19 protein-coding genes are annotated in these 25,955 nt (G+C 38.2%); 10 read left to right on the top strand and 9 right to left on the bottom strand.

Features of this window, described 5'->3' with window-relative positions; translation table 11 throughout:
- The first annotated feature begins 250 nt into the window (after positions 1-250).
- From menD to ABN099_RS06000, 7 genes are all read left to right on the top strand, one after another.
- Entirely contained in the window at positions 251-1,948 is a 1,698-nt protein-coding gene (gene menD / locus ABN099_RS06030) for a 2-succinyl-5-enolpyruvyl-6-hydroxy-3-cyclohexene-1-carboxylic-acid synthase (RefSeq protein WP_349462774.1), read from the top strand.
- Entirely contained in the window at positions 1,923-2,690 is a 768-nt protein-coding gene (gene menH, locus ABN099_RS06025; protein WP_349462773.1) for a 2-succinyl-6-hydroxy-2,4-cyclohexadiene-1-carboxylate synthase, read from the top strand. The genes menD and menH overlap by 26 nt, the downstream gene beginning before the upstream one ends.
- Positions 2,691-2,702: 12 nt before the next feature.
- A complete protein-coding gene (gene menB / locus ABN099_RS06020; protein WP_064720448.1) occupies positions 2,703-3,560 on the top strand; it encodes a 1,4-dihydroxy-2-naphthoyl-CoA synthase in 858 nt (285 codons plus the stop codon).
- The gene (gene menC / locus ABN099_RS06015) at positions 3,560-4,531 is read left to right on the top strand and encodes an o-succinylbenzoate synthase (RefSeq protein ID WP_349462772.1); all 972 of its coding nucleotides are present in this window, start codon (positions 3,560-3,562) and stop codon (positions 4,529-4,531) included. Before menB ends, menC begins: the two co-directional genes overlap by 1 nt.
- Positions 4,519-5,949 carry an o-succinylbenzoate--CoA ligase gene (gene menE / locus ABN099_RS06010; RefSeq protein WP_349462771.1) on the top strand — a complete coding sequence of 477 codons (1,431 nt, stop codon included), beginning with the start codon at positions 4,519-4,521 and terminating at the stop codon, positions 5,947-5,949. The genes menC and menE overlap by 13 nt, the downstream gene beginning before the upstream one ends.
- Before the next feature lie 170 nt (positions 5,950-6,119).
- On the top strand, positions 6,120-6,740 hold the full coding sequence (locus ABN099_RS06005) for an iron-sulfur cluster assembly scaffold protein SufA (RefSeq protein WP_349462770.1): 621 nt from the start codon (positions 6,120-6,122) through the stop codon (positions 6,738-6,740).
- A gap of 5 nt (positions 6,741-6,745) precedes the next feature.
- Complete coding sequence (locus ABN099_RS06000) at positions 6,746-7,126, top strand: type II toxin-antitoxin system YafO family toxin (protein WP_349462769.1); 381 nt, start codon at positions 6,746-6,748, stop codon at positions 7,124-7,126.
- Between the two features lie 92 nt (positions 7,127-7,218).
- Here ABN099_RS06000 and ABN099_RS05995 read toward each other — a convergent pair whose 3' ends face one another.
- Positions 7,219-8,673: a catalase gene (locus ABN099_RS05995; protein WP_349462768.1), complete on the bottom strand. Its 1,455-nt coding sequence runs from the start codon at positions 8,671-8,673 to the stop codon at positions 7,219-7,221.
- Positions 8,674-8,955: 282 nt separating this feature from the next.
- On the opposite strand from ABN099_RS05995, the gene ABN099_RS05990 reads away from it, so the two are divergent.
- Positions 8,956-9,498 (top strand): YfaZ family outer membrane protein, encoded by a 543-nt coding sequence (locus ABN099_RS05990; protein WP_349462767.1) that lies wholly within the window; start codon positions 8,956-8,958, stop codon positions 9,496-9,498.
- Positions 9,499-9,589: 91 nt separating this feature from the next.
- Here the strand turns inward: ABN099_RS05990 and tyrP are convergent, their stop codons facing one another.
- The 6 genes from tyrP to ubiG all read right to left on the bottom strand — a co-directional run bounded on the left by tyrP (position 9,590) and on the right by ubiG (position 16,136).
- Positions 9,590-10,801 (bottom strand): tyrosine transporter TyrP, encoded by a 1,212-nt coding sequence (gene tyrP, locus ABN099_RS05985; RefSeq protein WP_349462766.1) that lies wholly within the window; start codon positions 10,799-10,801, stop codon positions 9,590-9,592.
- A 183-nt stretch (positions 10,802-10,984) separates the two neighbouring features.
- On the bottom strand, positions 10,985-11,218 hold the full coding sequence (locus ABN099_RS05980) for a YgdI/YgdR family lipoprotein (RefSeq protein ID WP_064720442.1): 234 nt from the start codon (positions 11,216-11,218) through the stop codon (positions 10,985-10,987).
- A 90-nt stretch (positions 11,219-11,308) separates the two neighbouring features.
- A complete protein-coding gene (gene yfaE / locus ABN099_RS05975) occupies positions 11,309-11,587 on the bottom strand; it encodes a class I ribonucleotide reductase maintenance protein YfaE (RefSeq protein ID WP_349462765.1) in 279 nt (92 codons plus the stop codon).
- Between the two features lie 29 nt (positions 11,588-11,616).
- Positions 11,617-12,747 carry a class Ia ribonucleoside-diphosphate reductase subunit beta gene (nrdB, locus tag ABN099_RS05970; protein WP_349462764.1) on the bottom strand — a complete coding sequence of 377 codons (1,131 nt, stop codon included), beginning with the start codon at positions 12,745-12,747 and terminating at the stop codon, positions 11,617-11,619.
- Between the two features lie 11 nt (positions 12,748-12,758).
- On the bottom strand, positions 12,759-15,050 hold the full coding sequence (gene nrdA / locus ABN099_RS05965) for a class 1a ribonucleoside-diphosphate reductase subunit alpha (protein ID WP_349462763.1): 2,292 nt from the start codon (positions 15,048-15,050) through the stop codon (positions 12,759-12,761).
- Between the two features lie 348 nt (positions 15,051-15,398).
- A complete protein-coding gene (gene ubiG / locus ABN099_RS05960; RefSeq protein ID WP_349462762.1) occupies positions 15,399-16,136 on the bottom strand; it encodes a bifunctional 2-polyprenyl-6-hydroxyphenol methylase/3-demethylubiquinol 3-O-methyltransferase UbiG in 738 nt (245 codons plus the stop codon).
- A gap of 172 nt (positions 16,137-16,308) precedes the next feature.
- On the opposite strand from ubiG, the gene gyrA reads away from it, so the two are divergent.
- Together gyrA and rcsC are read left to right on the top strand one after the other, a co-directional pair.
- Complete coding sequence (gene gyrA, locus ABN099_RS05955) at positions 16,309-18,945, top strand: DNA topoisomerase (ATP-hydrolyzing) subunit A (RefSeq protein WP_349462761.1); 2,637 nt, start codon at positions 16,309-16,311, stop codon at positions 18,943-18,945.
- 184 nt (positions 18,946-19,129) lie between these two features.
- On the top strand, positions 19,130-21,979 hold the full coding sequence (gene rcsC / locus ABN099_RS05950; RefSeq protein ID WP_349462760.1) for a two-component system sensor histidine kinase RcsC: 2,850 nt from the start codon (positions 19,130-19,132) through the stop codon (positions 21,977-21,979).
- 412 nt (positions 21,980-22,391) lie between these two features.
- Here rcsC and rcsB read toward each other — a convergent pair whose 3' ends face one another.
- Both rcsB and rcsD read right to left on the bottom strand, forming a co-directional pair.
- The gene (rcsB, locus tag ABN099_RS05945; protein ID WP_349462759.1) at positions 22,392-23,048 is read right to left on the bottom strand and encodes a response regulator transcription factor RcsB; all 657 of its coding nucleotides are present in this window, start codon (positions 23,046-23,048) and stop codon (positions 22,392-22,394) included.
- A 2-nt stretch (positions 23,049-23,050) separates the two neighbouring features.
- Entirely contained in the window at positions 23,051-25,759 is a 2,709-nt protein-coding gene (gene rcsD / locus ABN099_RS05940; protein WP_349462758.1) for a phosphotransferase RcsD, read from the bottom strand.
- Between the last annotated feature and the right edge of the window lie 196 nt (positions 25,760-25,955).

Below are 25,955 nucleotides of genomic sequence, written 5' to 3'. Positions count from 1 at the left end.
CCACTGCTATAAGCCAACCAATAAATGCTATTCTTGAGAATATTAGTGCTATTTATTTATACTGTTGACGAAAGAAAAATAGATTAACTTAAAATATGTTGAGTATATAGCCTAAATAATGCACTCCGATGAGTGTTTTCTTTCACTATTTATTTAACGAAAACTTCTGTTCATTGAACTAGGCTAAGGAAAAGTATTTAGGAACAGATATTATAATAGCAATTGTAGGTTTTCGTTGTTGGGATGATCAATGTCTAATAGTTCGTTTAATCGCCAATGGGCTAAAGTTATACTTGAAGCTTTGACTCGTCATGGTTTGCGCCATATCTGTATTGCTCCCGGATCTCGTTCGACACCTTTAACACTTGCTGCTGCAAATAATAGCAAGTTGATTTGTCATACTCACTTTGATGAACGTGGACTAGGGCATTTAGCATTGGGTTTAGCCAAAGCAACAAAAGAACCCGTTGCTGTTATTGTGACCTCAGGAACGGCGGTTGCTAATTTATATCCCGCATTAATTGAAGCGGGATTAACCGGTGAGCGCCTCGTTTTTCTTACTGCAGATAGACCCCCAGAACTTATCGATTGTGGTGCTAATCAAGCAATACGCCAGCAAGGTATTTTTTCCTCTCATCCATCAAAAACACTCTCTTTGCCAAGACCAACCTTAGATATTTCAGCAAATTGGCTTGTCTCTACCGTTGATAACGCAATGAATGAGCTTGTGCATGGTGCTTTACATGTAAATTGCCCTTTTGCAGAACCGTTATATGGTGATGATGACATGACTGCTGCGTGCCCTTGGAGTGATGCATTGGGTGATTGGTGGCAAAGTCACCAGCCTTGGCTACAAGAAACGGTTAAGTCATTTGTTGCAACACATCCGCAATGGCAAGCATTGCGCCAGAAAAAAGGTGTTGTAATAGCCGGGCGTATCACTGAGCAAGAAGGGATTGACGTTGCCAACTGGGCAGCTAAGTTAGGTTGGCCTCTATTAAGTGATGTACTTTCTCAAACCGGTCAGCCACTACCTTGTGCTGATTTATGGCTAAATAATCCACAAGCTAAAGCGCTATTAAATCAAGCTGAAATTGTTATTCAATTTGGTTCAAGCTTAACAGGTAAACGGTTATTACAGTGGCAAGTGGGATGTTCCCCAAAATCGTATTGGATTATTGATCCTATTCCAGGTCGATTAGATCCCGGTCATCACCAAGGTGAAAAATTTACGGTATCACCAATACAATGGTTAACAGCACATGCGCCAATTGATAATTTACCTTGGGCAGAACCACTAGCTGAAATAGCCAAACAAACTTATCAACAAGTAAATAAAGCCACGCAAAATTTTGGTGAAGCACAAGTGGCGCATCAATTAAGTCAATTACTTCCTAAAGATGGACAGTTATTTGTTGGCAATAGTCTTATTGTAAGGTTAATAGACGCATTGGGTGTTTTACCTCAAGGTTATCCTGTTATGAGTAACCGAGGTGCAAGTGGTATTGATGGTCTACTTTCAACCGCCGCCGGTGTACATCGGGCAACAGAAAAACCAACATTAACTATTCTTGGTGATCTATCCGCACTCTATGACTTAAATAGTTTAGCTTTGCATCGTCAAATTTATGCACCTAATGTTATTATTGTTGTGAATAATAACGGTGGTCAAATATTCTCTATGCTGCCAACACCAGCTACACAAAGAGAGCGCTTTTACTGTATGCCACACTCCTTGAACTTTAAACATGCAGCCGCTATGTTCGGTTTAAATTATGCTTCACCGACAAGTTGGGATGCACTATTTACCACTGTTCAACAATGTTGGCGTAGTGGCGCAGAAACCACATTAATCGAATTAATTGTCAATGACACTGATGGTGCCCAAACATTAAATCAGCTAGTTAAACAGGTAACAGCTCATGACTTTAGCATGTCGGCGATATAATACCCATAACGAAGGACCTTGGTTAATTTGGTTGCATGGGTTATTAGGTGAAGGAGACGAATGGGAACCAGTCATTGCTGCTTGTCATGAATATCCTTCGTTGGTGATTGATCTACCGCGACATGGCGATTCAGCATCAATTGGTGCTAAAAGCTTTGTTGAAGTGAGTGCGTTACTCACTGAAACACTAAAAGCCGAAAAAATCACACACTATTGGCTAATTGGGTACTCTTTAGGTGGCAGAATTGCGATGTATCACGCATGTTTTGGTGATACTAGCGGATTGATGGGACTTATTGTTGAAGGGGGTAACCCCGGCTTATATGATGCAAGCGAAAGACAAAATAGAGTTGCACATGATAAACGATGGGCTCAACGATTTCGCGACGAACCAATAACTAAAACATTAGAACAGTGGTATCAGCAGCCTGTCTTTGCAGATTTAAGTGACGAAAAACGCCAATTATTAGTTGAAAAACGTAGTCGTAACGCGGGTTTTTGTATCGCAGAAAGTCTTGAATGCCTTTCATTAGGTCATCAACCTTGGCTAGTGACAGAATTACAACAACTCACATTGCCTTTTATTTGGCTATGTGGTGAAAAAGATAAGAAATTTCAGACGATAGCGCAGCAATATTCGCTGCCATTAACAACTATCCCGCACGCTGGTCATAATGCCCATCAGGCTCAGCCTGTTGCTTATGCTGCGGTGATAAACCATGTTTTATCCCTCTTTGGTTAAAGGAACCTAATTATGCTTTATCCGAGCGAAGAAAAGCTGTATGCACCGATAGAATGGCAAGATTGTTCAGGCGATTTTGAAGATATTCTCTACCATAAATCTGCCGATGGCATCGCAAAAATCACCATTAACCGCCCACAAGTGCGTAATGCTTTCCGTCCTTTGACTGTCAAAGAGATGATCCAAGCATTAGCAGATGCGCGTTATGATGATGGTATTGGTACCATTATTTTAACCGGTGCAGGTGAAAAAGCGTTCTGTGCTGGTGGTGACCAAAAGATTCGTGGTGACTACGGCGGATACCGTGATGATAGCGGCACACATCACCTGAACGTATTAGATTTTCAACGTCAAATTCGTACTTGTCCAAAACCTGTTGTTGCAATGGTTGCTGGTTATTCTATCGGTGGTGGTCATGTTCTGCATATGATGTGCGATTTAACCATTGCTGCTGAAAATGCCATTTTTGGTCAAACAGGACCAAAAGTAGGATCATTTGATGGTGGTTGGGGTGCTTCTTATATGGCGCGCATTGTGGGTCAAAAGAAAGCCCGTGAAATTTGGTTCTTATGCCGTCAATACGATGCTAAAGAAGCGCTGGAAATGGGTCTGGTTAACACCGTTGTCCCTTATGCAGATCTTGAAAAAGAGACGGTTCGCTGGTGTCGTGAAATGCTTGAAAATAGCCCAATGGCATTACGCTGCTTAAAAGCTGCACTAAATGCGGATTGCGATGGTCAAGCGGGTCTGCAAGAATTAGCGGGTAACGCCACCATGCTGTTCTATATGACTGATGAAGGTCAAGAAGGCCGTAATGCGTTTAATGAAAAACGCCAACCTGATTTCTCTAAATTTAAACGTAATCCATAATGCGAAACGCAAAACTCTATTCATTCAGCCTGCCAATGGAGGCAGGCGTTGTTCTGCGCTATCAAAGGCTGAAAACCCGTGATGGTTTTCTCGTCTGTTTAGAGCAGGATGGCAAACAAGGCTGGGGTGAAATTGCCCCATTACCAGAATTTAGCCGTGAAACGTTATCTGAAGCTCAAGCTTCTGTAACCGACTGGTTAGCCGCATGGTGCAATGGCGAAAACCCAACTGAAAGCCAGCTGCCTAGTGTTGCATTTGGTATCAGTTGTGCATTAGCTGAATTAAAAGGCACTCTGCCTCAAACTGCGAATTATCGTGCAGCACCATTATGTAATGGTGATCCTGATGACTTAATTTTAAGCCTTAATGAAATGGAAGGCGAAAAAGTCGCTAAAGTCAAAGTGGGTCTGTATGAAGCGGTGCGTGATGGTATTGTGGTCAACCTTCTTTTAGAAGCTATTCCTGACTTAAAACTAAGACTTGATGCTAATCGAAGCTGGACTCCTGCTAAAGCAGAAAGCTTTGCTAAATATGTTAATCCACAGTGGCGTGATCGCATCGCTTTTTTAGAAGAGCCTTGCAAAACACCCGCTGAATCTTTGGCATTCTCCCAAGAAACCGGGATTAACATTGCATGGGATGAAACAGTACGAGATGACGGCTTTGAAATAAAACCCCAAGCAGGTGTAACGGCGATTGTGATTAAGCCAACATTGGTGGGTAGTTTGGAACGATGCCAAGCTTTAGTATCACAAGCTCATGCTTTAGGTCTAGAAGCTATTATTAGTTCAAGTATTGAAACCAGCTTTGGATTGACACAATTGGCACGAATTGCTCAGTGGTTAACACCAAATGCAATTCCCGGTTTAGATACTGTTGACTTGATAAAACAACAGCTTGTTAAGCCGTGGCAAAATGTCGATATTCCACTTATCTCTCTTGAGCAACTAGCGATAGTATGGCAACAGTAGTTCAATTTGAGCAATCGCCGTGGCAATATTGGGCAACATTATGCCCAAATGAAACGGCGATTATTGCTGATGTTCAGCCAATATCATGGCAGCAATTAGTTTGTCATATCAATGTATTAGCACAAAGTTTTTATGAACAAGGTGTTCGACCTCAACAGACTATTTTGTTTCGAGGCAAAAACCATATTCATCTGATTTATGCTTTATTAGCAGCTTTTCAGTGTGGTGCTAAGGTTTTACCGCTAAATCCTCAATTACCACAATCGTTGCTAGATGATTTATTGCCTCATCTTAATATCGATTTTTACGCTGATTTGAGTCGTTCACCTATTTCGGTTGATGCCGCGTTACTAGATTTAAGTGCGATTGCTTATAAAACCAACACACTTCAACCATCAACATCAATAATGCCAGATATTGAATGGGATGCTAATCGTATGGCAACCCTGATTTTAACATCCGGCTCATCAGGTTTACCTAAAGCGGCTGCGCATACTTTTAATGCACATCTTTGTAGTGCTGAAGGTATTTTATCGCTAATGCCTTTTAATAAAGGCGATAGTTGGTTGCTTTCTTTACCGCTTTTTCATGTGTCAGGGCAAGGGATCTTTTGGCGTTGGTTATTACGTGGCGCAACACTTGTTGTGCGAGAGATGCACCCTTTTATAGCAGCACTACAAGGCTGTACACATGCTTCTTTAGTTCCGACACAACTTTGGCGTTTCTTACAAAAAGATAAACAGCAAGATAAGCAACAGCCTATCACCTTAAAATCGGTTCTATTAGGTGGTGCGATGATCCCGACTGAATTAACTCATGAGGCTGAAAAGTGGGGAATTCAATGTTGGTGTGGTTATGGTATGACCGAAATGGCTTCAACTGTTTGTGCTAAACGCGCAGATGGTAAAGCAGGCGTAGGGCGGGTACTTAAAGGCAAAGTCATTAGATTAGTTGATGATGAAATTCAAATTAAATCAGATAGTGTTGCTTTAGGTTATTGGTTTGATGGCAAATTAAAACCGTTATCACTCACTGCGGATGGTTGGTATTCCACACGAGATAAAGGTGATTTCATTGATGATGAATGGTGTGTTTTGGGGCGTTTAGATAACCTTTTTTTCAGTGCAGGTGAAGGCATTCAACCAGAAGATATTGAGAAAGTACTCAATACTCATCCTAAAGTGAGCCAATCTTTTATTGTTCCAGTTGATGATGCCGAGTTCGGTCAACGCCCTGTTGCGGTTGTTGATGCGGATATTGAAATAATCAATCAATTACCTCAGTGGTATCACTCCCAATTAGCGGGATTTCAGCGACCCATTGCTTGTTTACAACTCCCAGAAAGCCTCAAAAATGGCGGGATAAAAATTTCCCGTAAACAAGTGCAACAGTGGGTGAAAGGGCAGTTGTTGAAGTGATATTCATTTATTTTTCGAGTTTTCTCTCAAAACCAGTATTGCTAATGTAAAGAGTGGATAAAAGTGATTTGAATATATGCTCATCACCGTTAAGCTGGTGAGCATAAAGTAGACAATGGATGCAAGGGTAATACTTAGGAATAGAATAGTTCCGTTGATATGGAGTTCAGATGACGAAAAAAACAACTCAGCTAGCGATAGCCACGATTGCAACAAGCTTAATGGCTTCACTTGCGCCTGTACCTGCGAAGAGTATTTCACTTAATACGATAACGTCTGTTGAACAACAGGCTAAACAAGGAAAAACGAAAGTATTGGCGTTTGAATTGCCTCAGGAACAAATTTTTTTACCTTTAGATGAAGCCTCTGAATACCTTAATAACATCAATATACAACAACGCATTCTACTCAATTCGATGGTAGATAAACGAATAAATAGAGGTAAAGGACCCCTTTTTAGTAACCTCGCACAAATAAAACGTTTGTGTATTGATGGGCTAGAGCGGCACATGCAAATTAAAGCAGCAGTACAGTATGTGATGAGTGGGAATAATATCTATCATTTATTTCCAGAAGACTTAGAACAACAAACCAAGTATAAAATGAGCCTACTTCAGTTTGGTCGAGTTGTGGCTCAGGGTGAATTTATTTTACGTGATATTTTGTCGTGCATTGAGCAATGTTCACCGCCAGAAAAGACAGTTCATTTAGTTGATATGCCAGATCAAGATAAAGTAAGCGCTTGGATTTTAGCTGAACATCATAAAGTTGGGATTGTTGACACGGAGTAGTCTTGATGGTTTGTATTGTAAATGTACATGCTGATGTAGAGATGCCAGAAGTAGCAAACAAATATGCTAAAGCAATAGAAAACTGGAAAAATACAGGCATATTGCCAGATAGATTTGGGAATGAAGGTCAATGGGAAGATAACTCAAGACTGTGTGCTTCATTTGTTTATAAACTTCATATACGACTACCATCAGAGCCTGCTTGGAAGAAAACAAAATCACAAATTGATAGGCATTCTAATCACTATATTGTCTTTTCAAGGCACTGGTTGAATTACAATAATATCCAAATCATTGGTGTTATGTCACCAGATGGGCATGAAAAGGCAAAAACTTCTTATATGGCTGAATTAGAACGGCGAGCAGAAGAATTCCAAAACAGTTAATCAAAATTACAATATTGCTGCTTATAATAAAGGCGCCGGAAGGCGCCTTTATTATTTTTGCCGAGTTGCTCACAGGGCTTCTTATTATGCGGTTATTTAGTGTCTTTTTTTGCTAACGCTTTTATTGCTTTCTCAACACCTGCACCATATTCAGGGTGTACTTTCTTAAATAAAGCAATTTGGCGTTTTTGCGTGTCTTTACTTGCTTGTGATAATTCACCTGCAATACGAGCAAACATGCGTTGATGCTCTTCATCGCTCAGCAGTTCATAAAGGGCACGAGGTTGGCTGAAATAATCTTCATCTTCACGGTGATTCCAGTGATCAGCTGCACCTTCTACTGTTAATGGTGGCTCTTTAAAATTAGGCTGCTCTTGGAACATGCCGCCATTATTTGGCTCATAAGTAATGCCACTACCGCTATTACCATCAACACGCATTGCACCATCACGATGATAATTATGGAATGGACATTTTGGTGCATTAACAGGGATTTGGTGATGATTAACACCCAAACGATAGCGATGCGCATCACCATAAGAGAACAGGCGACCTTGCAGCATTTTATCAGGAGAAAAACCGATACCTGGAACAATATTGGCTGGGCTAAATGCCGCTTGTTCCACATCAGAAAAATAGTTTTCAGGGTTACGGTTTAACTCAAAATAGCCAACATCAATTAAAGGATAATCTGCATGTGGCCACACTTTAGTTAAGTCAAACGGATTGTAAGGAACGGTTGAAGCCTCTTTCTCTGGCATAATTTGAATTTGTAAGTTCCAGCGAGGGTAATCGCCACGTTCAATCGCTTCATATAAATCACGTTGTGAACTTTCTCTATCTGTTCCCACCAGCATTTCAGCTTGGTCATCCATTAAGTTTTTAATGCCTTGTTGGCAACGGAAATGGAATTTAACCCAGAAACGTTCATTATTTTTATTGATAAAGCTATAAGTATGGCTACCAAAACCATGCACAAAACGGTAGCTTTGTGGTAATCCACGGTCACTCATATCAATGGTTAATTGGTGTAATGATTCTGGTAAATGAGAGAAAAAATCCCATTTATATGCTGAATTACGCAAGTTGGTACGTGGGTCACGTTTTACAACGTGGTTTAAATCAGGGAATTTTAATGGGTCACGAAGGTAAAAAACGGGGGTATTGTTACCAACCATGTCCCAGTTACCTTCTTCAGTGTAAAACTTCAATGCAAAACCGCGAATATCACGTTCTGCATCCGCAGCACCACGTTCACCCGCTACGGTTGAAAAACGACCAAACATTTCTGTCTTTTTACCCACTTTAGAGAATATCTTTGCGCGAGTATATTTGGTGATATCGTGAGTAACCGTAAATGTACCAAAAGCGCCAGAGCCTTTAGCGTGCATACGTCTTTCAGGAATAACTTCACGATCAAAATGGGCTAATTTTTCTAAAAACCAGACATCTTGTAGCAACATTGGACCACGAGGACCTGCGGTCATTACATTGTTATTATCTACAACTGGTGCACCAGACGCCGTTGTGAGCTTTTTCTTTTCCATCACATTTCTCCAGTTTATGAAACTATGAACGTTCTAAAAAAATAGCATGTGTGAATAAAACGAAGCGAACAGCCTTATATTTATTATGGTTAATTTCGGCTGGAATTCCACTTTAGCAATATAGAGATAATAAATAAAACCAATTAGACCAATAATATTGATAGGTAATGTTTATTTACATAACTTGAATAATATAGAGGTTATTTAGCAATTTACGCTAAATTTACTGATAGCTTCATAGTACAATCTAGGATTGAGTTTTTATTTGCTGGAGCAATAACAATGAAAAAGTATTTATTAGCGGGTGCTGTGGGAGCAATGCTATTTGCAGGAACGGCTAACGCAGCCTCTGTAAATTTTCAAGTAGGCGATCACTATACCGATTTACGAGGTGGATTAGGAAATCCAAATTCTGGACTTTCTTTTAATGGTAATTGGGCACGTAGTGATCATGATGGTCAAATAGGAACATTAGGCGCTAAATTTGCTTTACCATTAGGACCGTTTTCAGCAAGCGTTGGTGGAAAGGCCGTTTATTTATCACCTAAAGATGGTGATGATGGTGCTGCATTAGCGGGTGGTGTTGGGCTAAATTGGGATGTTCTGCCATCTTTAAGTGTATATGGAGAGCTTTATGGTTCCCCAGAAGGCTTAACCTCAGGTAGTGAATCTTATTATGAAGCGGATGTGGGTGCGCAATTAACGGTATTTAAACCATTGCATGTTAATGCAGGTTATCGTGTGATTGAAATCGAAAACTCACATAATAGAAGTAATAACAAACTTGCTGATGGTTTCTATTTAGGGGCTGGTTTAAGTTTCTAATTATTTGTTATTTTACTCTAATATAACAAGATAAAATAAAAAGCTGGTGTTGATATTCAACACCAGCTTTTTTATGAGCACAATTTAGCGATTAACCTACTTGTGGTAATAACCCAAAAGTAATTGCAATTTGGATACCAATAACGACAAGACCACAGATAAACACGATAGCAAGAGCAGGTTTTCCACCTTTAACGATGTAATGCTTATCAGTGTGCTGTTGCTGTCTGACTTTCCAAACTAATAACGCAGGTAGTAACAGCGCTAAAATAGATAATGCGATAGCCGCATAAGCTAGTGCTTGGACAAAGTTAGGATAATAGAGCGCACAAAGTAGTGGAGGTACAAAGGTAAGTAAACCAGATTGCATACGACCAGACGCGCGATTACTGCGTTTAAACAGGTCAGCTAAATAATCAAATAAACCTAGAGCAACGCCTAGGAAAGAAGTGGCTAGTGCCAATGCGGCAAACAAGTTTACTGCGATATTAACGCGAGGTGTTGCAACAACATCGCGAATAGCAGTTAACAGTCCATTTAAGCCAGATTGTTGCGCCATAATACCCATAAACGTATTGGTAGGAATTGCGCCTAGTGTAGCGAGTTGCCATAAAATATAAGCAACAAGTGGAATAGCACTACCAATAATAAAGATAATACGTAGCTTTTTAATATCACCATTCATATAGCTAACAATACTCGGCACGCTGCCATGAAAGCCAAATGAGGTAAAAATAACAGGAATAGCCGATAAAATTAGTCCATGAGCAACAGGCATAGAAGTTAAGTTGACGGTTTCTACATGAGGTAACATAACCACTAACATAAAGATAAGAAAGACCACTTTCGCAGTAAATAATAAGCGGTTAATCATATCAACAGACGTTGTACCAATTCCTACTACTGCACCACCAATCACTGTAAAGATAATAATACCTTGAGTAACAGAAACGGGTGTGCCAATCCAAGACGATATTGTTGCAGAGAGTAATTCACCCGCACCACTGATATAGGCTGTTGTTAAGGCATACATTAACAGTAGTAATGCTAAACCTGTAATCAATTGCCCACCTGAACCTAGATAGCGTTTAGCAATAGAGCCAAGACCCATATGAGGATCATTATGCTGATAAACTTCAACCAGTAACAGTGCGGTGTAGCTCATTAAAAGCCACAAGCCAATAAGTAATAGAATAATGGTGCTAAAACCAATACCAACAGCAGCAAGTGGCATTGCTAGCATCCCCGCCCCAATAGTTGTTCCTGCAACAATAAAGACACTACCTATAGTGCGATTTTTCACAAAATCCTCTGTTATTCAAACGGTTTTATTTATTTTAAAGTCAGAGTATAAGAATGATAAATATCTGTCAAATTTTAATTACGTAGAGTGTAAGGTTAAGTTTACGAAAGGGCGTTAAAAACAAAAAAACGCCAATATCATTTTTTATTGGCGTTTTTAAAGGAAAAAAACTAATCACATATATTAATCGTCAAGTTCTACCATACGTCTTATTTGATCGCGGTTAATTTGCTGTACTTTTCCTGTTTCTGCATCTTTATATGTAATTAACCCAGTAGCTTCATTTATCTCGACTTTATCTGTAGTTAGGATAGTTTGCCCATTAACAGTCTCTATTTTTTGTGGTGATGAACAACCAGCAACTAATAGTAGTGACGCTGAAATGGCAACGACTGAGATAATAGAATTGAATTTCATAATAGGATTTCCTTTTTTAATTATGTAATTTAACTTTAGTCAAGGATACACAAGAGTGTTAGGAAAAATGAAAATTTAAGATAATTCAAATTAATCAGAGCAAATTTCAATTTCAATATCACTGATAGGATGGCAACTACAAGGTAGGATTTCATCTGCCTGAATAAATGCCAAAGGTTCATTACGATAGCAAACCTTTCCTTTTACTAATCGCAATCGGCAAGAGCCACAATAACCTTCTCGGCATTGGTATTCGACTTGAATTTTTCCGTGTTCTAATGCTTCAAGTAAAGAAGCGTGAGCATTGGAGCAGAACTCTAGCGGGGTTGAAAGACCCTGCTGATGCAGGGTCACTTTATGAGATGCCATAACGTTATCTATGTTAATTCTCAGTGTTATTACAGCTCAAAACTGCTTAAGTCGTCAGTGTTAACTTGTGAGTCGATTTGACCAACAAGATAAGAACTTACTTCAACTTCTTGTGGTGCGACTTGAACGTTGTCAGAAACTAGCCATGCATTAATCCATGGGATTGGATTTGAACGGCCTTTGAAAGGCAGTTTTAGCCCCACAGCTTGCATACGAATATTCGTAATATATTCAACATACTGACAAAGAATGTCTTTATTTAAACCAATCATTGAGCCTTCAGAGAATAGGTATTCAGCCCACTCTTTTTCCTGTTCAGCGGCTTCAACAAAAAGATCATAACACTCTTGTTCACACTCCGCGGCGATTTCAGCCATTTCAGGATCATCCTGACCTGAGCGTAATAGGTTCAGCATATGCTGAGTACCAGTTAAATGTAAGGCTTCATCACGAGCAATCAATTTAATGATTTTCGCATTACCTTCCATTAATTCACGTTCAGCAAAAGCAAAAGAGCAAGCGAAGCTAACATAAAAACGGATAGCTTCTAACGCATTAACACTCATCAGACATAGATAGAGTTGTTTTTTTAATTTGCGTAACGTTATATTGACGACTTTACCTTTTACTTGATGATCACCTTCACCATACATGTGATAAAGGTTAGTTAAGCGAATTAACTCATCATAGTAAGATGAAATATCACGTGCACGTTTTAAAATCTCTTCATTTTCAACGATATCGTCGAATACAACTGAAGGGTCATTAACGATATTACGAATAATATGTGTATAAGAACGAGAGTGAATAGTTTCAGAAAAAGACCATGTCTCAACCCACGTTTCTAATTCAGGAATCGATATCAGTGGTAAGAAAGCCACATTAGGGCTTCTACCTTGAATTGAATCGAGTAACGTTTGGTATTTTAAATTACTAATAAAAATATGTTTTTCATGATCAGGTAACGCATTGTAGTCAATACGATCACGAGAAACGTCTACTTCTTCTGGACGCCAGAAAAAGGAGAGTTGCTTTTCAATAAGCTTCTCAAAAATAGGGTATTTCTGTTGATCATAACGCGCTACGTTAACAGGTTGCCCAAAAAACATGGGCTCCAGCATTTGATCATTTTTAACTTGCGAAAAAGTAGTATAAGACATAGCTTCCTCAATTAAATTTTACACGCGCCGCCTTCACAATCTGAATCTTCAGTCTCAACGACTTCTTCCAGATCACCCTGTACATCATCTGCACCATCGCGGGTATTGTGATAATAAAGTGTTTTCACACCATATTTATAAGCGAGCAGCAAATCTTTCAGCAGTTGATTCATAGGAACCTTACCGCTTGGGAAACGAGTAGGATCGTAGTTAGTGTTTGCAGAAATCGCTTGGTCAACAAATTTTTGCATAATACCCACTAACTGCAAGTAACCCTCGATACTTGGCATCTGCCACAGTAATTCGTAAGAACCTTTTAAGCGTTCATACTCAGGAACAACTTGGCGCAAAATACCATCTTTTGATGCTTTGATACTGATGTAACCACGAGGTGGTTCAATACCATTGGTTGCGTTTGAAATTTGTGATGATGTTTCTGATGGCATCAATGCAGATAACGTTGAGTTACGTAAACCGTGAGTTTTTATCTCTTTACGTAAGCCTTCCCAATCGTAATGTAACGGTTCGTTAGTCAGTACATCCAATGATTTTTTATAGGTATCGATAGGTAAGACACCTTCAGAATAGGTTGTCTCATTAAACCATGGACATGCACCTTGTTCTTTCGCTAATTCATTTGATGCTTTTAATAAATAGTACTGAATGGCTTCGAAAGCACGATGAGTAATGTTATTTGCACTACCATCCGAGTAACGGACACCATGTTTTGCTAAATAATAAGCAAAGTTAATAACACCAATACCCAATGTACGACGTCCCATCGCGCCTTTTCTTGCAGCTTCAATTGGGTAGTCTTGGTAATCTAACAGCGCATCCAGAGAACGAACAGCTAAGCGAGCTAACTCTTCTAAATCATCAAGGTTTTCTATCGCGCCTAAGTTAAATGCTGAAAGTGTACATAATGCGATTTCACCATCAGGATCTTTAATATCATTTAATGGTTTAGTTGGCAGTGCAATTTCTAAACATAAGTTAGATTGACGAATTGGTGCCACCGCCGGATCAAATGGGCTATGCGTATTACAATGGTCAACGTTTTGCAGATAGATACGACCCGTTGATGCACGTTCTTGCATCATTAATGAGAATAACTCTACCGCTTTAATTTGTTTTTGGCGGATGCTCTTATCTTTTTCATATTGTACATATAAACGTTCAAATTCTTCTTGGTCAGCAAAGAATGCATCATAAAGACCGGGTACATCGGACGGGCTAAATAGCGTAATTTCCTGATCTTTAATTAAACGTTCATACATTAATTTATTTAATTGCACACCGTAATCTAGATGACGAACACGGTTATCATCAACACCACGGTTATTTTTCAGTACTAACAGGCTTTCGACTTCTAAATGCCATAATGGATAGAACAACGTTGCTGCACCACCACGAACTCCGCCTTGCGAGCATGATTTAACCGCAGTTTGGAAATGTTTATAGAATGGAATACAACCTGTATGGAAGGCTTCACCATTACGGATAGCACTACCTAATGCACGAATTCGACCTGCATTAATACCAATACCTGCACGTTGTGATACATATTTTACTATTGCACTTGAGGTCGCATTAATAGAATCAAGGCTATCATCACACTCGATAAGCACACAGGAGCTAAATTGGCGAGTTGGTGTTCTTACTCCCGCCATAATTGGTGTTGGTAATGAGATTTTAAAGGTTGAAATCGCATTATAAAAACGCTCAATGTAGTCCATACGTGTATTTTTTGGATAGCGCGAGAACAAGCACGCGGCAACTAACACATATAGAAATTGAGCACTTTCGTAAATTTCACCCGTAATCCGGTTTTGAACGAAATATTTACCTTCTAACTGCTTTACCGCTGCGTAAGAGAAGTTCATATCACGCTGATGAACAATAAATGCGTTCATCTGTTCAAACTCTTCTTTGGTGTAATCTTCAAGAAGATGACGGTCGTATTTGCCTAAATTAACCAACTTTGTGACGTGATCAAACAGTGCGGGTGGCTCAAATTGGCCATACGCTTTTTTACGCAAGTTAAATACAGCAAGGCGAGCCGCTAAATATTGATAATCAGGTGTTTCACCAGAGATTAAATCAGCAGCAGCTTTGACGAGTGTTTCATGGATATCAGCTGTTTTTATACCATCATAAAACTGAATCTGAGAACGTAATTCAACCTGAGAAACTGAGACATTTTCTAGGCCTTCTGCAGCCCAAGCAATAACACGGTGAATTTTGTCTAAGTCAATGCGTTCTTTGTGACCATCACGTTTTGTGACGAGCAGGCTATGATTCATGAGCGATGTACCTTTCTTGCATAAGTGTTACCTGAAATTTTATACCGCAAAAAAACGCTCCCGATGACAGTTATTGTCAAGGAGTCTTGTGGTGTGAAATTTAAGGAAACACAATATATAGGGGTTGGTTCAAATGGTGATAACAAGATAAAGGTAATTGCGTGATTGATCAAGTGTACAAATTTGATGGTTTCTGTGGATAAATGGGGGATAATTTTTTTAACAACTGCCTGTACCCTGCATAAATACAGGCAGTAAGAAACACAAATCGAAGTGATAATAGGGCAAAGTCAATTTTTAAAAATGTGATCGTTTGATGTTTTATTAAACCAAATCAAACTTTCTGTTTCACGAATTCGAGTTATGTGTCGATTGTGTGTGCACCATATAGTTAACATCAACGTTTGGCGCTAATCGGAATTTGTCAGTGATTGGATTATAGTGTAACCCGATCATATTTTTGGTACGCAAATCCGTTTCATCAACCCAACTCAGTAGTTCTGAAGGGCGAATAAACTTATTAGCATCATGTGTGCCTTTAGGTACCATATTCAGAATATACTCCGCGCCTACGACAAGCATAAACCACGCTTTTTTATTGCGATTAATGGTTGAGAAAAAGACATGACCACCCGGTTTAACCAGTTTGGCACAAGCTCTTACAACGGATGAAGGGTCAGGAACGTGTTCTAACATCTCCATGCAAGTGACAACATCATAGGTTTGTGGATTATCATTTGCGTGGTTTTCGACAGTATCTTGTATATAGGTAACCGGGATACCGGATTCAAGTGAGTGTAAACGAGCAACTTGTAGCGGCTCTCCACCCATATCAAGACCCGTGACTTCAGCACCAACACACGCCATACTTTCAGACAAAATTCCACCACCACAACCTACATCCAGCACTTTTTTACCAAATAAGCCATCTGCACGTTCTTGGATATAATTGAGTCTTAATGGGTTAATGCGGTGTAGCGGTTTAAATTCACCTTCAAGATCCCACCACCGTGATGCGACACTTTCAAACTTGTCGATTTCATGCTGATCCACATTAGCATGTAAAGAGGTTGTTTTATCATTCATCAGAAAGCATTACTCCTATTTTCATATTGATATGATTCTACCAACGTTAGAAGGTGAAATCGAAGAGAATAGCGAAAGAATCACTAATTTAGTTGTTTCAGTTTTCCTAAAATTGGCGATTTGTGGTATAGTTCTACACCTTTGAATCCGTAGTATGAGGGACAGTGGCTCCATGAGCGACATTGCCAGAGAAATCACACCAGTTAATATCGAAGAAGAGCTGAAAAGCTCATATTTGGATTATGCGATGTCTGTTATTGTCGGACGCGCATTACCCGATGTTCGAGACGGACTGAAGCCAGTACACCGTCGCGTTCTTTTTGCGATGAACGTACTTGGAAACGATTGGAACAAACCTTATAAAAAATCAGCCCGTGTTGTTGGGGATGTTATTGGTAAATATCACCCGCACGGTGACAGCGCTGTTTATGAAACGATAGTTCGTTTAGCACAGCCTTTTTCTATGCGTTACATGTTGGTTGACGGGCAGGGTAACTTCGGGTCAGTTGATGGTGACTCCGCTGCTGCAATGCGTTATACCGAAGTTCGTATGGCGAAAATTGCCCATGAACTGCTAGCGGATCTAGAAAAAGAAACGGTCGATTTTGTTCCTAACTATGATGGTACAGAACATATTCCGGCAGTAATGCCAACCCGTATTCCTAATCTGTTAGTGAATGGTTCTTCTGGGATTGCAGTCGGGATGGCAACAAACATTCCTCCGCATAACCTAGGCGAAGTTATCGATGGTTGTCTTGCTTATGTTGATAATGAAGACATTACCATTGAAGAGCTGATGGAACATATTACGGGACCTGATTTCCCAACTGCCGCTATCATTAATGGTCGCAGAGGAATTTTAGATGCTTACCGTACTGGGCGTGGGAAAATTTATATCCGCGCACAAGCAGATGTAGAAACTGATGAGAAAACGGGTCGCGAAACGATTATCGTGACGGAAATTCCTTATCAGGTAAATAAAGCTCGCTTAATTGAGAAAATTGCCGAGCTTGTTAAAGATAAACGTATTGAAGGCATTAGCGCATTACGTGATGAGTCAGATAAAGATGGTATGCGCATTGTTGTTGAAATTAAGCGTGATGCTGTTGGTGAAGTAGTACTCAATCACCTATTCTCTCAGACTCAAATGCAGGTTTCTTTTGGTATCAACATGGTTGCACTTCATCAAGGTCAACCAAAAGTATTAAATCTGAAAGAAATTATCTCTGCATTTATTCGTCACCGTCGTGAAGTGGTGACTCGTCGTACTATTTATGAATTACGTAAAGCGCGCGACCGTGCTCATATCTTAGAAGCACTTGCTATCGCTTTGGCAAATATTGACCCGGTTATTGAAATGATCCGTCAAGCGCCAACGCCAGCAGAAGCAAAAGCCGCTTTAATTGCACAACCTTGGGACTTAGGTAGCGTCTCTACAATGTTAGAACGCGCTGGCGATAGCAATGTTGCTCGTCCTGAGTGGTTAGAGCCACAATATGGTGTGCATGACGGAAAATACTATCTAACAGAACAACAAGCACAAGCTATCTTGGATCTGCGTTTGCAGAAATTAACAGGTCTTGAGCATGAAAAACTATTAGATGAATATCGCGAACTACTGCTTCAAATTGCTGAATTATTACATATTCTGAGAAGCCCAGAGCGTCTGATGGAAGTCATTCGTGAAGAGCTTAATGCGGTTAAAGATCAATATAACGATCCTCGTCGTACAGAGATCACTGAAAATACAGCAGATATTAATATCGAAGACCTAATCAATGAAGAAAATGTTGTTGTAACACTTTCTCATCAGGGCTACGTGAAATATCAGCCACTCACTGACTATGAAGCACAACGTCGTGGTGGTAAGGGTAAATCAGCGGCAAGAATTAAAGAAGAAGACTTTATTGATCGTCTACTTGTTGCCAATACCCATGACACAATTCTTTGTTTCTCAAGCCGTGGTCGTCTCTACTGGATGAAAGTTTACCAGTTGCCAGAAGCAAGCCGTGGTGCACGTGGTCGTCCTATTATTAACTTACTGCCTCTTGAGCAGAATGAACGCATTACTGCGATTCTACCTGTAAGAGAATATGAAGAAGGTAAGTTTGTCTTTATGGCAACCGCTAGCGGAACTGTGAAAAAGACACCATTAAAAGATTTCAGTCGTCCTCGTAGTGCAGGTATTATCGCCGTTAATTTAAATGAAGGTGATGAACTTATCGGTGTTGATTTAACCGATGGCACTAATGAAGTTATGCTGTTCTCTGCGGATGGTAAAGTAGTACGCTTTGCAGAAAATTGTGTTCGTCCAATGGGACGTACTGCGACAGGTGTTCGTGGTATGAAACTGATCGACGATACCGTAGTCTCACTTATCATTCCTCGTGGTGAAGGTGATATCTTAACGGTAACCGAAAATGGTTACGGTAAACGTACTGTACAAAGCGAATATCCAACGAAGAATCGTGCAACACAAGGCGTTATCTCAATTAAAGTGAGTGAGCGTAATGGTAAAGTTGTTGGCGCAATTCAAGTTGAAGAGACTGACCAGATAATGATGATTACAAATGCGGGTACATTAGTTCGTACACGTGTTTCAGAAGTCAGCATTGTTGGACGTAATACACAAGGTGTTACCTTGATTCGTACTACAGAAGGCGAGCTGGTGGTTGGTTTGCAACGTGTTGAAGATGAAGATGATGCGTTAGATGATGATGAAGCTGATGAAGTTATTGTCAATGAAAATACATCAGAAGCACCAGAATCAGATTTAGAAGACGATGCAGATACAGACGACGAAGAATAATCGTTATTATTGTGCTGTATAAAAAAAGAAAAGCAGGCATAATTGCCTGCTTTTTTTGTGTGGATAGTTCTCTGTTAATGCAGAAAATTTATTCTTATGATAAAGATCATATCATTCAGACATACAGTAACTTCTGCTAGAATGGGATAAGTTCCTTGTGTGGTTTATCGATTAGGGTGGTTGTTTGAGATATCTCTCGTCCTTTAAAACATCGTTAAAAATTTCCCGCTACCTTTTTCGCGTATTAGGTGTGATGTTGTGGGCTATGGGCGCATTGTTGACCATGTTTTATCTCATCAATATTTTCAATGATACAAAATCAGATATCAGGCAAGAATATAGTAACAACTACACCAATTTGCTCGGTTTTTTCAGGCAAACGTCAGGAACCATTCGTGATTTACAATATCTCGCTGAGCGCCATCAAGAACAACTTAATTTAAATCCCAACATCAAAAATTTACCCTTCTATGAAGGGGCATTCTCTTTACACAAATTAAATGAAACTGCGGATTGTGAACTTTTTAAAGGTCAAACGAATAACTATTTCCGTTCATTTAATAGCATTCTTTATTATTGGAAAGATAACACACCGGCTTTACAGGGAATAAACCAAGTTTTTATGGTGGGTTCTCATAGCATGTGTATGATTAACTTCCCATTACGTGCTTCGCCAATTGATACCGAAATGCTGAAAAAAATGGTTTATGAGAATACTCGAAACTATATAAATCAGCGCGCTCAAGGTAAAGAGGTTAACCAATATTGGATAGTGCCTGATGCTAAAGGAGATAGTGGCATTCTGTATGTAATGTCTCCGGTTTATGCCTCTGGTAAATTTATTGGATTGATCGGTATTGAAAGAGCTATTCGCCTTGAATATTTCTCTCCAACTAAAGATCGGGTTATCTCTATTCACCTGCTTAATAGTAGCAATACAACTATTTTAAATTATCCTGCTGAGAATAATTATCGTACAGCAAGACACGCACCTGAAGTCAATGCGCCTTATTTTGGTTTTGATAACGATTTTAGTGATTTAGTTTCTAAACGAAAATTATTGCCTTCATCATTTAGTGTGGTTTATTCGCTACCACTAAAACAGATCCTGAATGAGTTTAAATTCACGATATTTAATGCTCTGATTTTAAATACAATATCAGCCATTATGGTCTTTATTTTTGTGTGGATCTTTGAGCGAAAAATATTTTCACCCGCAGAAAATAATGCATCACGACTAGAAGAACATGAGCAATTTAACCATAAAATAGTGGCATCAGCACCCGTTGGGATCAGTATCCTTCGCATACGTGATGGCATGATTATTTTAAGTAATGAGTTAGCTCATAACTATTTTCGCTTACTTAGTCATAGTGATAAGCAAAATATTTTGTCTATTATTGCAGAGAAAGGTAGCAATATGGTGGACGTGGTTACTAACAACCGTAACCATCTGCAAATTAGCTTTGTTAATTCTCGTTATCAAAATGAAGATGTTGCTATCTGTGTTTTAGTCGATATTAGTGCCCGTGTAAAAATGGAGCGCTCTTTACAAAATATGGCAACAGCAGCAGAGCAAGCAAACCAATCTAAATCGATGTTTTTGGCAACAGTGAGCCATGAATTACGCACCCCACTGTATGGCATTATTGGGAATTTAGAATTATTGCAATCTTTTACTCAAAATGATGAAACAGCAAGATTGCTAAAAACGATGGATAACTCGTCATCATTACTGCTTAAAATCATTAGTGATATTCTTGATTTCTCAAAAATTGAATCTAAACAATTAAAGATAGATATTAAGCCCTTTAATTGTCGCCAAGTTGTCTCATTTGTTATCTCTAACTATTTACCATTGATAGCCAAAAAAGACCTCGCTATCTACTGTTTTATTGAGCCAGATGTGCCCAAAATCGTAAATAGTGACCCTGTCCGTGTACAGCAAGTTATTTCTAATTTATTGAATAATAGTATTAAATTTACCACAACTGGCTGTATCACATTACATCTTTATAAGGATGATTATTACCTTTATTTTGATATACACGATACAGGCAAGGGAATTAGTGAAAAAACACTTCATGAGCTTTTTGAGCCATTTTTTCAAGTCTCTCAAAATACTGAGAGTGCGTCAGAAGGCACAGGGCTAGGATTGGCTATTTGTGAGAAACTCATTAACTTAATGGATGGTGATATTAGTGTGGTATCACAAGAGAATATTGGTAGCCGATTTACAGTACGGATCCCGCTATACGGTGCTTTAGAAAATAAAGAAAATAAAGAAAATAAAGAAAATAAAGAGAGCAAAAAAAATCTTTATGCACAAAGTACGGTTCGCTGTTTCCTTGATGTAAGAAACCTCTGCTTAGAAGGTTTTATTGATCGCTACCTTAGTTACTTCGGGTTAACGTGTGAACCATTAACAGAAGAGGTTGTTCTGACTTCAACTGATTTTATTATCACTGATCATGAGCGTGACGTAACTACTCAATGTCAAACAATCAGAATTAATGAGCACTATTTTGATCCTGCGAAGAAAATTGATGAGAACATGTGGTTGTGCAGTACTTATAAACTAAATGAATTATCTAAAATTATGCTACAACTGCCGCAAACAAAATCTGATGCTATTTATTCAGAATCTAAAGCTATAACAACAGATAGTGGCTTACAGATGCTAAAAGTGCTTATTGTCGACGATCATCCTATCAATCGCTTATTACTTACAGACCAGTTAAAGAAAATTGGCTTTAATACTGCCACAGCAGAAGATGGATGTGATGCGTTGGAATTTATTGCTAAAAATCTTGTTGATATCATTCTGACAGACGTCAACATGCCAAATATGAACGGTTATCAATTAGCAACTCACGTTCGACAAATGGGAAGCACTATTCCAATTATTGGTGTAACGGCAAACGCAATAGCAGAAGAAAAACAGCGTTGTATTGATGCAGGTATGGATGATTGTGTTTCTAAACCAGTTTCACTAATGGTTTTAAAAGAAGCATTATTAAAATATATTCCTTAGTAATACTAATATGATAACTATTTGATAGTATTAAATAATAGTATATTGATAGTAGCAGGAAAAATACACAGCTAACAACTAACAAAAAAGGCGCTATTTTTAGTGCCTTTTTTAATTAATTGGCTATCAAGAAGAGTAAAACGAGATATAGCGTTTTTTAGTAAAAAATCAAAAAGTGAGATGTAGAACTGATATTTCTAGGCATAATATAAGCAATGCTAGCTTAAATAGCCTGTAAACGAGTTGTGTGACATTAAGTAGGATAGTCAATGGAATATAGTTAATGAAGGAAAGAAGGACGTCAATGGATAAATAAGAGAGAAATAAATAACAAAAAAAAGCAGAGAAGCTCCCACAAAGGGTACGAGCTTCCTGATTTTATCGGTACTGCCAAAATAAGTTAACGAACAGACTAATCGTCGCCGTTAATTTCCTTATCGATAGTCACTGATGATAAGTAGTTGAGTAGAGCAATATCATTATCAACACCTAACTTCATCATTGCTGATTTTTTCTGGCTACTAATCGTTTTAATACTACGATTAAGTTTTTTAGCAATTTCAGTGACAAGGAAGCCTTCAGCAAACAATCTTAGGACTTCACTCTCTTTTGGTGACAGGCGTTTATCTCCGTAACCATTGGCATTTACTTTCTCTAGTAGTTTTTGAACGCTCTCAGGCATAAACTTCTTGCCTTTCTGTAACGTTGCCAAAGCTTTTGGTAAATCTGTTGGTGCGCCTTGTTTTAAAACGATACCTTCAATTTCAAGATCAAGCACTGCACTTAAAATAGCAGGGTTGTTATTCATGGTTAGCACAATAATAGACAAGTTAGGATAGTGTCTTTTTATGTACTTAATCAATGTAATACCATCACCATATTTATCACCGGGCATTGAGAGATCGGTGATTAGGGCATCAGCATTTAACTTTGATAAGTTATTGATAAGTGAAGTTGAATCTTCAAACTCGCCAACAACATTAACCCATTCTATCTGTTCTAAAGATTTTCGAATGCCGAATAAAACAATTGGATGATCATCGGCAATAATAATATTAAGGTTATTCATGTTTAATTGTTACCTTGCTGCAGCAACTGTTGAATCCATTTATCCAGTTGACTGATACGTTCTTTTATCTCTAATTCATTATGATTTTTTATGTCACGCTCTAAATATTCACAGCTCTCTTTGAGATACTCCAAATCTAACATGGCAAAAACCCCTTTTAGGCGATGTGCAGTCTGGGCTAGAGAAGGAAAGTCTTTATTAGTTGCCTCTAAATGTAATTTTTCAATATCAATTGGAACAGTATTGATAAATAGCTCCTTATAATCACTACCATCCAGCTTCTGTCTATAATTATTAAGAATTACTTCGTGATTATCAAGGTTATTATTTTCATTTAAAATACACGCTTGAGTTGTTTTTAGAGTTAATGACTCATTTTCTTCAATCAAATAAGTAATAGCCTCTATTAATGCATCACCAAAGTTATAGTTACATTTTATTAAATTTTTTGATATTTTTTCAAATCCAACAATAGAACTAACTAATAATATTGTTGCTGATTCTGCTTTATCATCAGGAGTATCTTTAAGTATGATATCGTATTCAGGATAAAGATTCTCTTTATTTTTATCAAAGTATGTAGCGCCATATTTATCAAGCTGTTGGCAAACGATTTTTTCTATTTCAGGGTTTTTTATGGCAAGTTTTGCGCTTACTCCCTCTAATAATACGTCAAAGCTTCGTTCTTGAGTATCAATATGCTGGTATGGTAGTACGATACGAAAATGAGAACCAATACTTTCCTGACTCTTAATAGTTAAATCTCCTTGTATTTTCTTACACAACAAATGGCATAAATAAAAAATAATTCCTGAATTGGAATAATATTTATCACCCATTGCTTGCCCAAGAAATGGATATTTAATATTAGCAATATCTTGTGGTGTCAGACCACTTCCACTATCAATAATATCAATAAGTATTTCTTCTTTATCTTTATTTTTCACTAAATTTAAATTGACGGATATTTTTCCATAATTAGTCGTACTAATGGCATAATTAATCAATGATAAAATAATTTTACTTAATGCGGGTCCATCGTTAATTAAAAGTAAACCAGGTCTTATATTGTTATGAAAATAAAGTGTTAATCCTTTTCTTATCATAAAAGGAGTAGTTGTTAAAAGAATAGATTCTACAAGTGTTGAAAGTTCAAATTCATCTTTATGAATTTTCCATTCCTGGTTTTCTAACTTATTAATTAGCGTAATGTTTTCTATCCACTCTGAAATATAGTTAGTTTTTTCCAATAGTAGACTAAGCAATTGTTGATGAATATCTTCAGGTAATAACTCTTTGAATTGATAAACCATTCCATTAATGTCTTTGATAGGACGCATTAGCTCTAATGACATATTGGAAAGGATTTTACGTCGAGCAATAGTATTTTTTTCATATTCTTGCTGTGCTAATTGCAATTTTTTATTGATCAACGCTTCATTATCTTTATTCAGAAAAATGAATAGAGACGTATTATCGATATTGTTGTTATTGCTGGTCCTAATTTCATAGATCTCATTATTGATAGCCGTTTGTATCAAACCATTATGCTCTATCGCCATTTGGCGGATCTTTGATAGATCAATATGAGGTAGTAGCTTCTCAGCGTGACTGTTGCTGATAATCTTATGGTTAGATGAAAAATTGTATACCAATAATCCGATAGGAAGATTAGAGATAATGTCATTCGTCATCTCTTCCTTGATACGAAGATTACGAGTCATTGAGATATAGGGATAAACATACTTGTTGCGAATATAGATATGACCAAAAATTGAGATCAGAAGAAAAGATAATAGGCTAACTAATAGCCAGATATTTTTATAAGTGATTTCTGTGATAATGGTTTTTAAAGGATATTCGTAAGAAAGCGAATAAGGGATCCCAGCAATTGGCTGAGAAAATATGAGTGAAGTGCCATCGGTAGAAACTTCAATATCATTTTTATCATAGATTGTCTGCTGACCAGTAGGCAGTAATCTTAAATACTGAGGCTGCAATTCATAAGGAAGAAAATTATTTATCGGCAGATCAAATGCAATCACACTCGTGAGTTGCCCTGGCACATTAAACATGATGCGATAAGTATAATAATAAATGTTTTCTGTAGACATTTTCCTAATCGGGGAGATGCTCTCTTTTTCATCTAATGCTGTCGATTGCATTAAAAGTTCAGAGCGTTTGTTCTCAGCCGTTAAAGTTAAGTAACTCTCTTTATAACGTATCTCAGGTTTGAGTACTGAGTGTGTGGTAACTAATATAAGGTCATTGCCTTTACCATTAAGGTAATAAAGCGAGCTATAGTCATTACGAACACCCCAAAGGATCTCTAGCGAATTGGCAAAGCGTCTTGCAAGTTGAAAGGTATGCTCATTTGATTTACCAAATACAATGGTATCAACAGTTTGATCTCTGCCTTCAAGCCAATAAACGTCGGTACGTAACTTTATGGGATTGATGCGCATTGGCGGATATGTGGTTGAATCTGCCATTTTGTTTGATAATTGAAAAAGCTGGTTTGAGTGATAACGGTAATCTTCGACTTGCAATGCAAATTTATGCGTCGTGTTATTCAGTGCATTTTTTTTATTGTCTAGCCAAGCGTTAAAGTAGCTATAGGCATATAAAGATAGAGATATGACCAGAAAGATAAGAAACAGGGCATATATACGGGTCAATGTATTTGGTTTTAATTGAGTCAGTTTGCGCATTCAGTTTGCGAACCTTTAAAAACGAAGTAAGTAGAAGATAATTATTGGTTAAACAACCACCAGCATTCATTCCATATATTAACAGCTTATCACTTTAAAAGGGATATTCGAGTGAACTTTGAGCAAACAAACAGAAAAAGAGAAATTTTTTATATTCAGCGCTAGACAGCGCGCCGATAGATGGGCATAATTCCGC

It is taken from the genome of Proteus hauseri, assembly GCF_040139125.1.
Taxonomy (GTDB): domain Bacteria; phylum Pseudomonadota; class Gammaproteobacteria; order Enterobacterales; family Enterobacteriaceae; genus Proteus; species Proteus hauseri_B.
This window is presented reverse-complemented; position numbering and strand designations above follow the sequence as displayed.

Bases quoted from the DNA above. Each gene is read 5' to 3' on its own strand.
- ABN099_RS05980 (WP_064720442.1), bottom strand. From the start codon at position 11,218: ATGAAATTCAATTCTATTATCTCAGTCGTTGCCATTTCAGCGTCACTA.
- menH (WP_349462773.1), top strand. From the start codon at position 1,923: ATGACTTTAGCATGTCGGCGATATAATACCCATAACGAAGGACCTTGG.
- yfaE (WP_349462765.1), bottom strand. From the start codon at position 11,587: ATGGCATCTCATAAAGTGACCCTGCATCAGCAGGGTCTTTCAACCCCG.
- menB (WP_064720448.1), top strand. From the start codon at position 2,703: ATGCTTTATCCGAGCGAAGAAAAGCTGTATGCACCGATAGAATGGCAA.
- ABN099_RS06005 (WP_349462770.1), top strand. From the start codon at position 6,120: ATGACGAAAAAAACAACTCAGCTAGCGATAGCCACGATTGCAACAAGC.
- gyrA (WP_349462761.1), top strand. From the start codon at position 16,309: ATGAGCGACATTGCCAGAGAAATCACACCAGTTAATATCGAAGAAGAG.
- ABN099_RS05995 (WP_349462768.1), bottom strand. From the start codon at position 8,673: ATGGAAAAGAAAAAGCTCACAACGGCGTCTGGTGCACCAGTTGTAGAT.
- menD (WP_349462774.1), top strand. From the start codon at position 251: ATGTCTAATAGTTCGTTTAATCGCCAATGGGCTAAAGTTATACTTGAA.
- ubiG (WP_349462762.1), bottom strand. From the start codon at position 16,136: ATGAATGATAAAACAACCTCTTTACATGCTAATGTGGATCAGCATGAA.
- rcsD (WP_349462758.1), bottom strand. From the start codon at position 25,759: ATGCGCAAACTGACTCAATTAAAACCAAATACATTGACCCGTATATAT.
- nrdB (WP_349462764.1), bottom strand. From the start codon at position 12,747: ATGTCTTATACTACTTTTTCGCAAGTTAAAAATGATCAAATGCTGGAG.
- menC (WP_349462772.1), top strand. From the start codon at position 3,560: ATGCGAAACGCAAAACTCTATTCATTCAGCCTGCCAATGGAGGCAGGC.
- ABN099_RS05990 (WP_349462767.1), top strand. From the start codon at position 8,956: ATGAAAAAGTATTTATTAGCGGGTGCTGTGGGAGCAATGCTATTTGCA.
- ABN099_RS06000 (WP_349462769.1), top strand. From the start codon at position 6,746: ATGGTTTGTATTGTAAATGTACATGCTGATGTAGAGATGCCAGAAGTA.
- menE (WP_349462771.1), top strand. From the start codon at position 4,519: ATGGCAACAGTAGTTCAATTTGAGCAATCGCCGTGGCAATATTGGGCA.
- nrdA (WP_349462763.1), bottom strand. From the start codon at position 15,050: ATGAATCATAGCCTGCTCGTCACAAAACGTGATGGTCACAAAGAACGC.
- rcsB (WP_349462759.1), bottom strand. From the start codon at position 23,048: ATGAATAACCTTAATATTATTATTGCCGATGATCATCCAATTGTTTTA.